The organism is Streptomyces sp. NPDC048352, from assembly GCF_040651895.1.
Taxonomy (GTDB): Bacteria; Actinomycetota; Actinomycetes; order Streptomycetales; family Streptomycetaceae; genus Streptomyces.
Map to the genome: position 1 here is coordinate 1 of NZ_JBEZKZ010000116.1, position 15,358 is coordinate 15,358.

The 15,358-nt window shown below is 70.6% G+C and carries 15 protein-coding genes; 5 read left to right on the forward strand and 10 right to left on the reverse strand.

What is annotated here, in order from left to right:
* Window positions 1-143 precede the first annotated feature (143 nt).
* Both AB0D45_RS32990 and AB0D45_RS32995 read left to right on the forward strand, forming a co-directional pair.
* Window positions 144-1,580 (forward strand): GuaB1 family IMP dehydrogenase-related protein, encoded by a 1,437-nt coding sequence (locus AB0D45_RS32990; RefSeq protein WP_362466041.1) that lies wholly within the window; start codon window positions 144-146, stop codon window positions 1,578-1,580.
* Window positions 1,581-1,623: 43 nt separating this feature from the next.
* On the forward strand, window positions 1,624-2,718 hold the full coding sequence (locus AB0D45_RS32995; protein ID WP_362466002.1) for a DUF1152 domain-containing protein: 1,095 nt from the start codon (window positions 1,624-1,626) through the stop codon (window positions 2,716-2,718).
* A 151-nt stretch (window positions 2,719-2,869) separates the two neighbouring features.
* Here AB0D45_RS32995 and AB0D45_RS33000 read toward each other — a convergent pair whose 3' ends face one another.
* The 3 genes from AB0D45_RS33000 to AB0D45_RS33010 all read right to left on the reverse strand — a co-directional run bounded on the left by AB0D45_RS33000 (window position 2,870) and on the right by AB0D45_RS33010 (window position 4,890).
* On the reverse strand, window positions 2,870-3,085 hold the full coding sequence (locus AB0D45_RS33000) for a DUF6243 family protein (protein ID WP_361602065.1): 216 nt from the start codon (window positions 3,083-3,085) through the stop codon (window positions 2,870-2,872).
* A gap of 222 nt (window positions 3,086-3,307) precedes the next feature.
* Window positions 3,308-3,877, reverse strand: a complete 570-nt coding sequence (locus tag AB0D45_RS33005) for a GNAT family N-acetyltransferase (protein WP_362466005.1) — start codon at window positions 3,875-3,877, stop codon at window positions 3,308-3,310.
* Window positions 3,878-3,951: 74 nt separating this feature from the next.
* Window positions 3,952-4,890, reverse strand: a complete 939-nt coding sequence (locus AB0D45_RS33010) for a MerR family transcriptional regulator (protein WP_362466008.1) — start codon at window positions 4,888-4,890, stop codon at window positions 3,952-3,954.
* Window positions 4,891-5,476: 586 nt separating this feature from the next.
* Between AB0D45_RS33010 and AB0D45_RS33015 the strand changes: the two genes are divergently transcribed.
* Window positions 5,477-6,499 (forward strand): phosphotransferase, encoded by a 1,023-nt coding sequence (locus tag AB0D45_RS33015; RefSeq protein ID WP_362466011.1) that lies wholly within the window; start codon window positions 5,477-5,479, stop codon window positions 6,497-6,499.
* 535 nt (window positions 6,500-7,034) lie between these two features.
* Here AB0D45_RS33015 and AB0D45_RS33020 read toward each other — a convergent pair.
* The 5 genes from AB0D45_RS33020 to AB0D45_RS33040 form a co-directional block, all read right to left on the reverse strand.
* Window positions 7,035-7,262, reverse strand: coding sequence for a hypothetical protein (locus AB0D45_RS33020; protein WP_362466014.1), 228 nt, complete (start codon window positions 7,260-7,262; stop codon window positions 7,035-7,037).
* A gap of 131 nt (window positions 7,263-7,393) precedes the next feature.
* Window positions 7,394-8,209 carry a hypothetical protein gene (locus AB0D45_RS33025; RefSeq protein ID WP_362466017.1) on the reverse strand — a complete coding sequence of 272 codons (816 nt, stop codon included), beginning with the start codon at window positions 8,207-8,209 and terminating at the stop codon, window positions 7,394-7,396.
* 986 nt (window positions 8,210-9,195) lie between these two features.
* A complete protein-coding gene (locus tag AB0D45_RS33030) occupies window positions 9,196-9,327 on the reverse strand; it encodes a DUF5131 family protein (protein WP_362466020.1) in 132 nt (43 codons plus the stop codon).
* A 143-nt stretch (window positions 9,328-9,470) separates the two neighbouring features.
* A complete protein-coding gene (locus tag AB0D45_RS33035) occupies window positions 9,471-9,683 on the reverse strand; it encodes a hypothetical protein (protein ID WP_362466023.1) in 213 nt (70 codons plus the stop codon).
* 399 nt (window positions 9,684-10,082) lie between these two features.
* A complete protein-coding gene (locus AB0D45_RS33040; protein WP_362466026.1) occupies window positions 10,083-11,222 on the reverse strand; it encodes a magnesium and cobalt transport protein CorA in 1,140 nt (379 codons plus the stop codon).
* A gap of 86 nt (window positions 11,223-11,308) precedes the next feature.
* Here AB0D45_RS33040 and AB0D45_RS33045 point away from each other — a divergent pair, with 86 nt between their 5' ends.
* Together AB0D45_RS33045 and AB0D45_RS33050 are read left to right on the forward strand one after the other, a co-directional pair.
* On the forward strand, window positions 11,309-12,424 hold the full coding sequence (locus AB0D45_RS33045; RefSeq protein WP_362466029.1) for a winged helix DNA-binding domain-containing protein: 1,116 nt from the start codon (window positions 11,309-11,311) through the stop codon (window positions 12,422-12,424).
* 45 nt (window positions 12,425-12,469) lie between these two features.
* A complete protein-coding gene (locus tag AB0D45_RS33050; protein ID WP_362466032.1) occupies window positions 12,470-14,149 on the forward strand; it encodes an AMP-binding protein in 1,680 nt (559 codons plus the stop codon).
* Window positions 14,150-14,274: 125 nt separating this feature from the next.
* On the opposite strand, the gene AB0D45_RS33055 is transcribed toward AB0D45_RS33050, so the two are convergent.
* Window positions 14,275-14,763, reverse strand: coding sequence for a glutathione peroxidase (locus AB0D45_RS33055; protein WP_362466035.1), 489 nt, complete (start codon window positions 14,761-14,763; stop codon window positions 14,275-14,277).
* Window positions 14,764-14,828: 65 nt separating this feature from the next.
* Window positions 14,829-15,358 (reverse strand): hypothetical protein (locus AB0D45_RS33060; protein ID WP_362466038.1); only part of this gene is annotated, 530 nt, incomplete at its 5' end.

The window sequence follows — 15,358 nt, forward strand, 5'->3', positions numbered from 1 at the left end:
CTGCAGCAACCCGCGCCCCACCCCCCGGCCCCCGGGCCCCCCCGCTTGGCGGGTACCGGGGGGGGGGGGGGGGGGGGGGGGTGCCCGCTTCGGGCACGCCGACGACTCCTCCCGGCATGACGACGATGGACCAGGTACTCACCATGCGCTTCCTTTCCGATCACCCGATTCCGTACGAACTGACGTACAGCGATCTCTTCATGGTGCCGAGCCATTCGGCCGTGGGGTCCCGCACGTCCGTCGACCTCTCCACCTCCGATGGAACCGGAACGACAATTCCACTGGTCGTGGCCAATATGACGGCCGTGTCCGGCCGCCGAATGGCCGAAACGGTCGCACGCCGTGGCGGAATCTGCGTCATTCCGCAGGACATTCCCAGCGATGTCGTCGCCGAGGTCGTGCTGTGGGTGAAAAGCCGTCACCTCGTCCACGACACGCCGATCGCCCTCACTCCCGAAGCCACCGTGGCCGAGGCCTTGTCACTTCTGCCGAAGCGCGCCCACGGAGCCGTCGTCGTGGTCGAGGCGGACCGTCCCGTCGGCATCGTCACCGAGGCCGACCTCCAGGGCGTCGACCGCTTCACCCAACTCCGCGAGGTGATGTCCCCCGAGCTGCTCACCCTGGCGGAGGACGCGGCACCGCGCCGCGCCTTCGACCTGCTGCACCAGGGCCGGCACCGGCTCGCACCCGTGATCGACGGCCACGGGCGCCTCACCGGCATCCTCACCAGGGCCGGCGCCCTGCGTGCCACGGCCTACCGCCCGGCCGTCGATGACCGGAACCGGCTGCGGATCGCCGCCGCCGTCGGCATCAACGGCGATGTCGCACTCAGGGCGAAGCAGTTGCTCGAAGCGGGGGTCGACGTCCTCGTCGTCGACACCGCCCACGGCCACCAGGACAAGACCCTGGACGCCGTACGTGCGGTGCGTGCCCTCGACCCGCACGTTCCGGTCGTCGCGGGGAACGTGGTGACGGCCGCCGGAGTGCGGGACCTCGTCGCCGCGGGAGCGGACATCGTCAAGGTCGGCGTGGGCCCGGGCGCCATGTGCACCACCCGGATGATGACCGGCGTCGGCCGCCCCCAGTTCTCCGCCGTCCTCGAATGCGCCCGGCAGGCCCGCGACCTCGGCAAGCACGTCTGGGCCGACGGCGGCGTCCGCCATCCCCGTGACATCGCGCTCGCCCTGGCCGCCGGAGCCTCCAACGTGATGATCGGTTCCTGGTTCGCGGGCACGCACGAGTCCCCCGGCGACCTCCACACCGACAGCGACGGCCGCCGGTACAAGGAGAGCTTCGGCATGGCCTCCGCCCGCGCCGTCCGGCACCGTACCGCCGAGGACTCCACCTTCGACCAGGCCCGCAAGGTCCTGTTCGACGAGGGGATCTCCACCGCGCGGATGTACCTCGACCCCCGGCGCCCCGGCGTGGAGGACGTCATCGACGAGATCGTCGCCGGGGTGCGCAGCGCGTGCACCTACGCGGGCGCCGCCACCCTCGACGAGTTCCACGACCGCGCCGTCGTCGGCGTCCAGAGCGCGGCCGGCTATGCGGAGGGCAAGCCCCTGCACACCAGCTGGTGAGCGGGCGCCGCCACCCCCGGAAAACCGACCCGAAGGAAGAATCGTGACGCAGCTCCTCGTGGCAGCCGGCGGCGGCGGTGACGTCATCGGCACGACCCTGGTGCACGGCGCCATCAGCGGCGACGAGCCCGCCGTGGTCCTCAGCTACTCCTGGGAGCGGCTGGTGGTCGACCCGATCCCCGGGCCGCGCAGCGGCTGGGACTTCACCGGACTGCGGCCCCTGACCCCGCACGTCTCGCAGATCACCGCGGACAGCGCCCCCATCGCTCCTGCCGGCTCCACCCTGCCGCGGCTGGCCGGAGACCTTCCGATCACCCTGGGCCTGCTCGACCCGTACGACGGCGTACGGGGCCTGGCACGCCAGATCGCCGAGGCGGTGGAGCGGTACGCCGTGGACGAGGTCAAGGTGGTGGACGTCGGCGGCGACGTCTTCGCCCGGGGCGACGAGCCGACCCTGCTCAGCCCGCTCCCGGACGCCATGGTCATGGCGGCGTGCGCCACGGCCGGCGTGAACGCGGTGCTCTACCTCGCCGGCCCCGGTCTGGACTGCGAGATCCCCGAGCGGGACCTGGCCGCGGATCTGGGAGACGACTCCTTCGCCCTCACCGAGCAGGACACCCGCCGTGTCGACCACGTCTTCGACTGGCACCCCTCGGAGGCGAGCGCCCTGCTGGCCGCGGCCGCCCGGGGCCTGCGCGGCGGGTGCGTCGTGCGGGACACCGGGCTGGCGGTGGAACTCTCGGACGTCAGCGCACGGGTCTACCGGATCAGCACCGAGCGGGTCCTCAGCCGCAACCGGCTGGCCCGCGCACTGCACCTCTCGGGCAACGCCGACCTCGCCGGCGCCGAACGCACCAGCCTGGAGGTGTGCGGCTTCTCCGAGCTCCAGCGCGAGCGCGACCGGGCGCTGCTGCACGGGACCGGCTCGCCCGACGGCTCGGTCGAGCACGCTCTGCGGGGTGTCGACTCCTGGCTCGAACGCCTCCGGGAGGAGCACCGCGATGCGCAGTACGTCACGTTCCGCGCCGCTGCCGAAGGCCTGGGGCTGACGGGCTCCGCCGCCCAACGCCTGCGCACCCGCCTGATCCGGGAACGCCCCCGGCAGTACGCGCCACCACTGCTCGCACTGACGCCCTGAGCGCGGCGCGGCGGGGTGCGGGTGCACCGCCGCAACGGCGTCACGACGGCGACCCTCGGGCTCGTCACGCCCGGAAGAACACGCAGGTCAGCCGCCACTCCGGCCCGCCGCGCCCGATACGGCGGCAGGGCCGCCCTGCGGCGGAGGTGCGTCAGCTCTGTGCGGTGTCGTCGCCCGCCTGCCCGGAGTCCTCGGCTGCGCGTGCCTTCTCGCGCATCTTGCGCACCAGCTCCGCCTTCCGGTCGGCGGCACTCTGGCGGTCGAGGTTGCGGTGCGGACCGTTGTTCTGCCGTTCGGCGCGGGACAGCTTCTTGCGCTGGCCGCCGCCCTGGCCCACGGGGTTGTTGATGTTCTTGCTGTCGGTCACGGGTTCTCCCGGTCTGGTGTGAAGTGATCTACGGATTCATCGGTGGGGGACGGGCGCGGCGACGTCGAAGGACGTCCGCGGGGCCCGTCTCGCTCTCACTCGTGAATCGGAGTCTGGAAGAACATGACAAAGACGTTACCCGCTCCCGCCACCCCCGCCCGCCAGGCCCTTAGCCGCCCCAGCGCCGACCGGCCCTACGGCGAGCGCCCTGCGTGGACTGGGTCAGAGGTCGCGCGTCCGTACGTGCAGGTGACCGGCAAGGGGGTAGGCGGGCGGTGCTGGGGGCAGGACCGTGGTGAGTGCATACCGACTCTTCTGCGCGACGCGGCATGATGCTGTGTTGTCCACTTGATGCAGGAGTTCAAGGCGCGTCAGCCCGTTGCCGGAGAAGGCGGTAAAAGCCCACTTCGTCAGTGCCTGTAGCGCGCGGGGTGCCACTCCCCGGCCGCGCGCATGCGCTGCGGTCCAGTACCCGACCTCGGCGGACGAAGTGCCCGGCAGGACGTTTTTGAGGACTATGTTCCCCGTCAACGTGCCGTCGGTGCCCGCAGTGTGGGATTCGACGACGGCGAATGCGAAGCGGTCTCCCGTATCCCATCCCCGTTGTTGTTCGTGAATCCAATGAGCCGCGCTCGCCTCGTCGTTCACAGCTGAGCTCGTCCACCGGCGCAGGGCGTCATCCCGATACAGTTCAACCAGGTCGGCAGCGTCCGACGGGTCCCAGGGGCGCAATATGAGAGCAGGGGCCGACGGTGTGGCGTCTGCCTCGAGCAGCGCAACGATCTTCTCCATGGGCCGAGAACATGTGGCCGCAGCCGCTTTCAGCGCCGCGTGCGACTGTGGCGTGGGGCTGTGTGGGTGTTGCGTCATCGGGCTGCCCGCATCCGCAGAGCTGCGACGGCCCAGTCGATCACCGGGGTGAGGCGTTCCGGTGTCGGCCAGTCGTTGATCAGCGCGAGCAGCCGGAGGTACTGGTCCCTGCGCGGATCGCTCGCGGCTTGCAGGCGCCGTAGCAGCCACCGGCGCAGCTCGGCGTCATCGGAGCGGCCGTGGGCGAGCGCGCAGTGGGCGGTGAGCGCCGCGACGACAGGATCGGCCAGGGGCGAGTCGGGGCTGATGCCACGGGCCACGGCCGGCCCGACGAGATCTCGGACAATGGCGATCACGTCCGGGCGAGGTGGCGTGGGGGCGTCGTCGGGCAGGGCGGCCGCGTGGTCTTCGGCGAGGCGCCGCACACTGGCGCGGAAATCCGGGTCCAGAGACAGTTCAGCCAGCTCCACCCATGCTCTGATCTGTTCGTCCGTGGGGCTGTCGGGAAGCTCGGGCGTCATGGAGCGCCGAGCTGCGGCGTAGTAAGAGCTGCGGTGGAGGCCGTCGAAGACGCTGTTGAGGAAGTCGTCGATCAGGCGTCGGCGTTCGGCTTCGGAGAGCGTGGCCAGCTGGTGAATGAGTTCCATCTCCTCGGGAGTGGGTTCGCGTGTGGCGGCGGCTGTCAGAACCACCCGTCGCAGTCGCAGGATGCTGATCTGCGCCTCAAGTGCGGCAGCGTGTTGGGCGGCGACTTCGCTGAGTGAGAGTTCCTGGTCCACGACCTGCCGGATCATGGCGAGGCCGAGTCCCAGCTCTCGCAGTGTTCGCACGAGGGCAAGGCGAGCGACGGTGTCCTGGGCGTAGAGCCGGTAGCCGGCGTGGGTGCGGCCGGCAGGCTCGACGATGCCCCGATCGGAGTAGAACCGGATGGTCTTGACCGTCAGCCCGCTGCGCTGGGCCAATTCGCCGATCGAGTAGAGGATGCCGCCGTCCATGAACTCACCTTCCTGTCTCCCCCTGCAGGAGACTCAAGTCTGCGCTCCCTGCCTCCACCCCTGCGGCGGTTCCGGGACTCGTCAACCGCGACGGCGCGGCGGGTGTGGAGGCGGTCGAGCAGGCCGCGTACCGGCACCCGGTCCGCCCATGACCGCGCAGCCGGGCCAGTCCTGGTACCTGGGATCGGCTGCCCAGGCGGCACAGGTGCGGTGGCTGCTGGACGTCGGCCTCCTCGGCATCACGGCACTGCCCGCTGCGGGCGCCCTCGGAGCCGCGGGCGTGTTCCTCGCACAGTCGCAGGCGCTGGGCCCCTCGGCCCTCTTCCAGACCGGACGGCGCTTCTACCGGCGGATCGCCCTCTACGGGTCGGTGATGGCGCACGTCACCCATTCAGCCGGGAGCGTGTTAGGGCGCTGGGGGCACACTTCGCCGGTAGGGGCGTGTGGGGGCGTGATCGCTAAAGTTCCCGCAGTGCCATCAGGACTCGTCCTTGGGCCATCGGCGTCGCTGTGCGCCCCTCACCCCACAGCAGACCTCGGTGACGGATGCCGGTGCGGGATGCGGTGTCGGCGTACCGTCCTTGGGGTGACGGATGTGACCCGAGAAGACGACCTTCTGGCGGCCCTGCCGACCGTGTCCCGCTCGTTCGGGCTGGGCGAGGTGCACGACCAGCTGTTCCTTGCCCATGGACTAATGAACCGGAACTGGCGGCTGGAGACGGCTGCCGGGACGTACGCGGTGAAGGAGATCACTGACGTTCCCCTGCCCAAGGTCCGCAGGAACCTCGCGGTCTTGGCGGACCTGGCCCGCGAGGGGATCCCGGTTCCGGCGCCACTGTTCGCCGAGGGCAGGGATCTTGTCGTGGAGGTCGGCGGTCACGGTTACTGCGTCCTGCCCTGGGTGGACGGCGAGCACGTTCAGGGGACTGACCTCACCCTCGGCCAAGCACGCGATCTCGGCGCTCTCCTGGCCCGCCTCCACACAGGGCTGCGGCGTCACGCCCCCGGCCCGCTCCCTGAGCAGGCCCCGGCGACGAAGGTCCGCGACGTCGGCGCGGCCGACCAGGGTGCCGCTGCTCTCCTGGGCTCCCTCCCGGCCGATCCGGTGACCGACTTCGACAAAGCCGCGACTGAGGCCCTTCACGACCGGCGCGGCCTCCTGGCGCGGCACGCCGATGCCCGGCCGGAGGGTGAGATCCCGGCCGGGCCCTACGGGTGGACACACGGCGACTTCCAGTACCGCAACCTGCTGTGGCAGGAGGGCCGGGTCGCAGCGGTCCTGGACTGGGATCGGCTCGGTATCCGTCCGTACGGGGAGGAGGTCGCGCGGACCGCGCAGGTGCAGTTCGGGGTGGGTGGTGTCTTCGACCTCAACCGTATCGCCGCCTTCTGCGCCGGCTACCGGTCCGTGATCGATCTGTCGGAGCGGGACCTCGCCGACGCCGTGAAGCGGCTGTGGTGGAAGCGGATGACCGACTTCTGGCAGCTGGAGTTCTACCTCGACCGCCAGGACCCCACTTTCGGGGAGATGTTCCTGACGGACGAGGCCCTGCTGAACTGGTGGACCGACCGCGCCGACGAGGTCCAGGCCGCGTACGCGGCCCGCTAGCCGGCGGCTGCTGCTGGGATTAGCCCTGCGGCAGCCAGCTCAGGCAGGCATGACCGAACCAGTGGCACCGCCCGGTCCCGAGCCCTCGCGCCGAAGCCGGGCCGGTCGACGTACTCGATTGCGCCTGTATCCAGCCGTCCACGTCATCGGGGTGGCAAGATCACCCCGCCGTCCCCGACGGTCTCGGGAATGCCGCCACGTAACGAGCCGACCGTGGTGACGCAGTGCAGCCCGGCCCCCACGATCACCCGGGGGAATGTGTCCTCCACTTGCGAGGGGACCAGCAGAAGATTGCTCCCGGTGTACAGCCGCCCCCTCGCGTACGTGCGGGCCACCCACGTCGAGCCGCTAGCGAGGCCCCGTCTGCGCCCGTAGTGACCGCCATTTACCGTCCTGAAGGGCACGGATGGGGCACGTGCTCGGCGTCGGTGATGGGTGCAAGGGTTCGTAGCGCTTGCCTGGCCCGCGACCGGTCGACTCGGCGAACCTCCGCAGGTTACTGCTTACTCCTTGTCTGTTTCTCTAGCAGGAGCATCTACAGGAACGCAGCGATGGCGCCTGCGGCGGTGGCGATGACCCCGACCGCTGTCCAAAAGATCATGCTCTTCCAGAAGGGGTGCTTGTCCGGAGACTCGGCACCAGCGTCGGACTGGTTGCTCGCCATCTGGTCGCCGTAAGCGCAGTTCAGCTGCGCGTTCCCGGACAGGTTGATGTTGATCACGGGCGCGCCGAGCTGCTTCGGCGCGCTACGGTTGGTGCTCAAGTAGTTCTCCTTCCGATGGTGGACTGCTTGCAGGTGAGGCAGCATTTGCTTGCCGGCGCGCGGCCTCCGCCTGGGATTCTGTGGGGTGCGGCCCTGTCGCACCCCACAGAGGCTGTGGTGTCTTCACGCACCTAGCTGACAGGTGCATCCATCTGGGGGGTGCTACGCCCTCGATGGATGTGCGGGGGCAGGAGTGTGTAGCGATTGCTGTGGGTGTAACCCCTCGGGCTAGTAGGCGCCGACTTGAAGGTCTTCTTGACCTCGATGAATCCCTTGCGGGCCAACTCCTTGAAGCCTCGCTCGGTCGTGTCGGCCGACCAGCCGTACCAGTCCGGAGTCCGCTCGGGCGGCAGCTCGAAGCCTGGGCGCTCACAGCTTAGGACGAGGAGCATGGCCAGGCCTGGCAGGCCTAGATCATCGATCGCTCTCGAGTCCCACAGGTCACGGGAGATCTTCAGATACGGGTCTCGGTTCTCCCGGCCGGGGCGGGTGTACTCCTCGCCTCGGCCGTCCTCACGCAGCAGGGTGACCCTGATGTCGTGTGTGCCAGGGACTCGGCCGTAGTTGATCAATCGGCGTTTCTGGAGACGGTCGAAGATCTTGTTGACCGCCGCCCGAGCGCCTGTCGGTTCTGCTGTTGCCGTCGCGCCAATTGCCCTGGCCCATACGGAGCTGTTGAGCGTTGTGCTCCAGCCGTCCAGGTCGGAGCTGGTGATCGCGATGATGAATAGGTATGCCTTCAGGCCGCGCGCGTCCCGGCCCTGCACGAACTGGGCGAGGAGGCTGTGCCGGCTCTCCGCTCGTGGCGGGAGCTGCACGAAGTCGCGCCGAACGGGAACATGACTCCGGTGTGCCGCCTTTCGATCCAAGAGGAACTTCTGGGTCTCAGCGACTCCGGCGGCGACCTCCTCCGGAGTGAGTCCCTCCCACGATGTTTGCTCACTCACAGGCGTCACCATCGCACCTCCGGCTGTCCGTACTCAAACTCTGACGCCAAGACAGTTGCCCGTCTCAGCGGGTTCTTTGAGGAATTTCCTGTAGACAGCTAAATGGTGCATGACTCTGGGATGCCATGGGAATTCCGGAGGAGGGAGCAGCGCCGGTCGCCCTCAGCGGGGAAGCCCTGTCGTGTCGGCGAACCTAGCTGCACCACTCAGCGGTCATGCCCCGTCATTCCGTCGGTACAAGGCAGTTCGACCGCTGGGGATCCGTCTTCGTGGCTGCTGCCGGCAGCCGGGCGTGACAGCGGGGCGGCGCGGGGCCAGGAGGAACTTGCCGAGCTGCGTCGCGCCGGGCTAGCCCGCAGTGAGGGCCGCTCGCGCCCGGAGCTCTTGGGCTTAGGGAACCCCGCTGCACCGCCGTAGGCGGACCCGCATGTCCTGAAGGGCAGCCTGGACCTTGACCGATCGGATGCCGTCGGCGCAGTCGCGGAAGTCGCGCGAGGAGACCGTGGCTCCGGCGGCGTCGCCTTGGCGCATCCGGACGCCGCCGAGGTCGGTGAGGACGATGGCGCGGGTGAGGCGGCGGTTGAGGCCGTGGATGTCGAGGGCGAGGTGGAGGTGCTCTTCGGCGGTGTCGAGGTCGCCGAGGCGAGAGGGACATACCGGACTCGTGGCCCCAGTAGCCGGGGGGGGGTATGCGGCCCAGGAGTCTCAGCCCGCGGCGTCCGACCTGCTGATGGCGGTCTCGGACATGGCGAGGCGCTTGGTGGCCATGCGACGATCGTCATCCTGTGTGGCGGTGTTGGCGTGGCCTCGCAGTAGGGGACGGCCTGCGGTTGTCGAGGTGGCGGCCGTAGTCCACGCAGGCTTCGCCGAGCTGGATGGCTTCGGCCCGGTAACCGAGATCGATGCACTGTTTGGCGAGATCGTGCAGCGCGGTGGCCGACAGCTCCGAGTCGCCGGTTCCGTGGCCAGGCCCAGCTGGGCTGCCGTCAGGTGTACGCGCGTCGGAAGCGTCGCGCCCGCTTGGTGAGTAGCTGGTAGGTGTGCTGCGGAGTCTCCGCGACGACCTGGAAGACGTCACGCACACCGACGGCGAGGGCGAGACCGGTCAGGACGAGCACCGGCCAGGCTGCGGCGGCCCTTGTCAGGAGGCGTGATGCGGCCTGTGCCAGGGCGACCGTGAGCGCGAGGGCAACGGCTGCCGCACCCAGTAGGTCTGCGGTACTGCGCGGTCGCCATCGGATCCTTCGCCGCCGCCTGGCCGTCACTGCCCGGCCGCTGGCGCGGAGGCGGCGGGCTTCGGCGCGGGCTGCTGTTCGGTGGTGCTGTCGCCGAACCCGAAGACCTGGCCCCAGAGCCACACCACCGCGCACAGGCCGGCCACGGCCCAGACGCTCAGGCCCTTGGCGGACTTCGGCCCCGGCTTGCGGCGGAGGTGGCTTCGTACGCGCACGTATCCGTCCGGAACCTTCGGCATGCTGATTCCCTCCCCATCGGTCCGCGCCATGCGGACCTCCAGATCGGTTGTAGCTGCGGCCACTGACAGAACCTGATACACCGTCATGATCGTGTGGGCGGCAAGGGGGCAAGTCGGCCATGTCTTCCCGCGTCCGTGGCTGACTGCATGGCCCGTTGGCCTGCGAGTGGGCTTTCCGGCTGCGTGTCACGTACTGGAGATGCAGGGCAGACCGAATGGCCAGTTCCTGCGGAGCGCGGCAGGCAACGACTGCGCCGGGCGCCGCCCCCGTTGAGGCCGCGACGCTGAGGGTGGTCGACCCTCTACCGCGCATTCTCCCCAGATTCTCCCCACGGGGCCTCTGCGGGCGTGATCTATGGTTCGCTTGCGCTAAGTCGATCAAGCTTGCGTGGTGGATCGCTACAGCCAGTCCCGCTTCTTGAAGATCACGTACAGACTCGTACACACCACCGCCATCAGCAGGATTGCGAAGGGGTACCCCGCCGCCCAGTGGAGTTCGGGCATCGTTTCGAAGTTCATGCCGTAGATGGTTCCCACGAGTGTGGGCGCAAACAAGATTGCCGCCCACGAGGAGATCTTCTTGATCTCCTCGTTCTGTTCGAAGCCCGCTTCCGCCAAGGCGCGCATTTCGGCGTTCTGTTGTTGGGAGACCAGGGTGGCGTTCACCGTGAGGATTTCCGTGAGGGCCTGGCGGAAGCCGTCCACGCGTTCGCTGGTGTGCGTCACGTGGTCGGCGACGTCGCGGAGGTAGCGCTGGAGTTCCTCGTCCGTGCCGTACTTGGCGAAGCCGGCCATCAGGCCGTGGAGCATGGCCACCAGGGGGCGGGTGGCGCGCTGGAACTCGACCATTTCGCGGGAGAGTTCGTAGATGCGGCGCGAGACCTCCGGGTCGCCGCGGAAGACCTCCGTCTCGATCTCGTCCATGTCGGTCTGGACCCCCGCCACCACCGGGGCGTAGCCGTCCACCACCGCGTCGAGGATCGCGTACAGGACGGCCTCCGGGCCCAGGGACAGGAGGTCCGGGGTCTCCTCCATGCGGCGGCGGACGGCGGAGAGGTCCGGGGCGGCCCCGTGGCGGACGGTGATCAGGAAGTCGGCCCCGACGAAGACGTGGAGCTCCCCGAAGTCGACCTCCTCCTGGGCGTCCAGGTAGCGGGCGGCGCGCAGGACCACGAAGAGGGTGTCGCCGTAGCGCTCCAGCTTGGGGCGCTGGTGGGCTTCCAGGGCGTCCTCGATCGCCAGCGGGTGGAGGTCGAACTCGGCGGCCAGGGAGTGCAGTTCGGTCTCCGACGGGCGGTGCAGGCCGATCCAGGCCATGCCGTCGGGCTGTTCGCGCAGCAGTCGGAAGGTGTCGGCGAGGGTGGTGGGGGACGCAACGCGGCGGCCGTCGCGGTAGACGGCGGAGTCGATCAGGCTGTGGTGTTCCGGGGGCGGCGGGCCGGGGGCCGCCGGCGGGGGCGTGGCGGCGGGGCCGGGCGGGCGCAGCCATCCCGAGCGCCTCGCGGAGGACGGGGGGCGGCGGTCCGGGCGCTCCGACATCGCAGGTCACTTCCGTGTGGGGGAGGGGGAGGGGGGAGAGGCTGTTGCGGACAGGGGGTGTCCGCATGGGGGGTTAGGTTGCCTTCATGGCCTCCCGGACGAATCCCGTACTCGACACCCGCGCTCTGAACCGTGCCACGCTCGCCCGCCAGCTGCTGCTGAGCCGCGCCGAAATGGCGCCCCTCGATGCCGTCGCGCACCTGCTCGGGTTGCAGGCGCAGAACGTCAAGCCGCCCTACTTCCAGCTCCACGCCCGCCTCGCCGGGTTCCGGCCCGACGGGCTGGCCCGGCTGATGGAGGAGCGGAAGGTGGTCCGGATGGTGACCATGCGGTCCACCATCCACACCCACACCGTGCGGGACGCCCTCGGGCTGAGGCCGCTCGTGCAGGGGGCCCGGGACCGGGAGGTGAACTACTTCCGCAAGGGGCTCGTCGGAGTGGACCCGGAGCGGCTCGCCCGTCGCGCGCGGGCCTTCGTCGAGGCCGAGCCGCGCACCATGGGCGAGATCCGCGAGGAACTGCTCCGGGAGTGGCCCTCCGCCGACCCGCAGTCGCTGTCCGTCGCCGCCCGCTGCCTGTTGCCGCTCGTGCAGGTCACCCCGCGCGGGGTGTGGGGCCGTAGCGGGCAGGTACGGCTGACCACCCTGGAGAGCTGGGTGGGCGATGCCGCCCACGGGGAGGAGGAGCAGGGCATCGACGCCGTCGTGCTGCGCTACCTCGGCGCCTTCGGCCCCGCCTCCGTCAAGGACATGCAGACCTGGGCCGGGCTCACCCGGCTGCGCGAGCCCTTCGAGCGGCTGCGCCCCCGCCTGCTCGCCTTCCGCGACGAGAACGGCGTCGAACTGTTCGACCTGCCCGACGCGCCCCGGCCCGACCCCGCCACCCCCGCGCCGCCCCGCTTCCTCCCCGAGTTCGACAACCTGCTCCTCTCGCACGCCGACCGCTCCCGCGTGGTCCCCCCGGAGGTCAAGGGCCGCACCTGGAGCGGCAACCAGGCCCACCGCACCCTCCTCGTCGACGGCTTCCTCGCCGGCCTCTGGCGCATCCACGACGAGGACGGCGCCCGCCCGCGGCTCACCGTGGAACTGTTCGGTACGCAGACACCCGCGCGCAAGGACGAGATCGCCGCCGAGGGCGAAGCCCTGCTCGCCGGGATGGCCGGCGCGCCCGGAGCCGTGCGCTTCGGGTCAATCCACGGCTGACGCCGCCCTGGTGGAGGGCCCGCCCGGCGCGGCACGATGCCTGTCATGACGGAGAACAGCGCCACCGACAGCTTCCTGGCCGCCCGGGACTTCCTGCTCGCGCACCGCGGCGACTACGAAGCCGCCCACGCCGGCTTCACCTGGCCCCGCCCCGAGCGCTTCAACTGGGCCCTCGACTGGTTCGACCGCATCGCGGACGGCAACGGCGCCGACGCCCTGCGCATCGTCGAGGAGGACGGCACCAGCCGCGCCGTCTCCTTCGCGGAGATGAGCGTACGGTCGGGATCCGCGGCCAACTGGCTCCGCGCCCAGGGCGTCACCGCCGGCGACCGGATCCTGGTCATGCTCGGCAACCAGCGCGAGCTGTGGGAGGTGATGCTCGGCGCGATGAAGCTCCGGGCGGTCGTCATCCCCGCCACCCCCCTCCTCGGCCCGGCCGACCTGCGCGACCGGGTCGACCGCGGCCGCGTACGCCACGTCATCGCGCGGGCCGAGGACACCGCCAAGTTCGACGAGGTGCCCGGCACCTACACCCGCATCGCCGCGGGCAGCGAGGTCCCCACCGGCTGGCGACGGCTCGAGGACATGTACGGCGCCGACGCGGACTTCACCCCGGACGGCCCCACCCTCGCCGGCGACCCCCTGATGCTGTACTTCACCTCGGGCACCACCGCCAGCCCCAAGCTGGTCGAGCACACGCACGCCTCGTACCCGATCGGGCACCTCTCCACCATGTACTGGCTCGGGCTGCGCCCCGGGGACGTCCACCTGAACATCGCCTCGCCCGGCTGGGCCAAGCACGCCTGGTCCAACCTCTTCGCCCCCTGGAACGCGGGCGCGACCGTCTTCGTCCACAACTACGCGCGCTTCGACGCCGAACGCCTCATGGCCGAGATGGACCGCGGCGGCGTCACCACCTTCTGCGCCCCGCCCACCGTCTGGCGGATGCTGATCCAGTCCGACCTCACCACGCTGCGCACGCCCCCGCGCGAGGCCGTCGCCGCGGGCGAACCGCTGAACCCCGAGGTCATCGAGCGGGTCCGGGAGGCCTGGGGCGTCACCATCCGCGACGGCTTCGGCCAGACCGAGACCACCCTCCAGGTCGGCAACTTCCCCGGTGCCCCCGTCAAGCCCGGCTCCATGGGCCGCCCCGCGCCCGGCTACGCGATCGTGCTGCTGGACACCGTCACCGGAAAGGAGTCCCCGGACGAGGGCGAGCTCTGCGTCGACCTGCGCGTGAAGCCCGCCGGGGTGATGACCGGCTACCGGGACGACCCGGAGCGCACCGCCGAGGCCATGGCCGACGGGCTCTACCGCACCGGGGACATCGCCTCGCGCGACGCCGACGGGTACCTCACCTACGTGGGCCGGGCCGACGACGTCTTCAAGGCCTCCGACTACAAGATCAGCCCCTTCGAGCTGGAGAGCGCCCTCCTGGAGCACGAGGCCGTGGCCGAGGCGGCGGTCGTCCCGGCCCCCGACGAGCTGCGGCTCGCCGTGCCGAAGGCGTACATCACCCTCGCGGCCGGCTGGGAGCCCGGGAAGGAGACCGCCCGGGCGCTGTTCGAGCACTCCCGGGCGGTCCTCTCCCCGTACAAGCGGATCCGGCGCATCGAGTTCGCCGAACTCCCCAAGACCGTCTCCGGCAAGATCCGCCGGGTCGAGCTGAGGGAGCTCACCGCCGCCGGCTCGGGGCAGGAGTACGACGAGGCCGACCTGGGCTGAGGCCCGGGGCAGGACGACGCACGGGGCCCGGCGGCGGTGACGGCGGTACGGCAGCGGTGCGCCGACCGTGCCGCCCGTACGCCGACCATGCCGCCGGTACGGCAGCGGTCCGGCTGGTACGGGCCCTACGCGGGCAGCTGCGCCTCGATCGCGGCGATGACCTCGGGGGCCTCGGGCTCGGTGCGCGGGCGGAAGCGCGCCACGACCTCGCCGGCGGGGGAGATCAGGAACTTCTCGAAGTTCCACTGGATGTCCCCCGCCTCACCCTCGGCGTCCGGGGTCTTCACCAGTTCCTGGTACAGCGGGTGCCGGTTCTCGCCGTTCACCTCGGACTTCTCCAGCATCGGGAAGGTCACCCCGAAGCCGGCCGCACAGAAGGTCTGGATGTCCTCGGCGGTACCGGGCTCCTGGCCGCCGAACTGGTTGCAGGGCACACCGATGACGGTGAAGCCCCTCTCCTCGTACTTGAACTGCAGCCGGGCCAGCCCCGAGTACTGCGGGGTGAGCCCGCACTGCGAGGCGGTGTTCACCAGCAGGATGGCCTTGCCCCGGTGGGCCGCCAGGCTGGTGGGCTCGTCGTCCAGGGTGGTCAGCGGGATGTCGTACAGGCTCATCGGGCTCTCCTCGGCAGGAAGGGGCGTCGGGCTGAAAGTCATACCAATACCAACAGCCCCCGAGCCTAGGCCCCCCTTCCCACCAGCGCGTCCGCCGGGTCGTTGACCGGCTGCGGCATCCCCGTCAGGTCCATCACGAACAGCGGTATCCCCAGATCGTCCGCCCGCCCCCGGGCCTCCTCCGTGTACCCGGCGAGGGAGAAGTAGACGCTGGTCGCCGCTGCCGTCAGGCCGTTCAGCCACACGCACTCCACCGCCCGCAGCCCGGCCGGCGCGGTGGTCGGGTCCACCTGCGCCACCACGCCCGGGGCCCGCAGGTCCACCGCCGCCGAGGGGATCGGCACCCCGTCGGGCTGGCGGACGTCCTGGAAGCCGAGCCAGCGCAGGTACAGCGCGGCGGTGACCACCGCGTCCCGGGCGGTACGGATCGTCACGGGCCGGAACGCCGGCCGTGACAGCGGGAGCCGCCCGGCGGCCGGGCCCGCACCCGGCGCCGGTACGCCCGCGCCGCCCGCCGCTGGCGCGGCCGGGCCGCCCCGGTCCGCGGCGCTGGGCTGCGCCGGCGACGGCCCCCCGGCGGCCGGCTCGGCCGGAG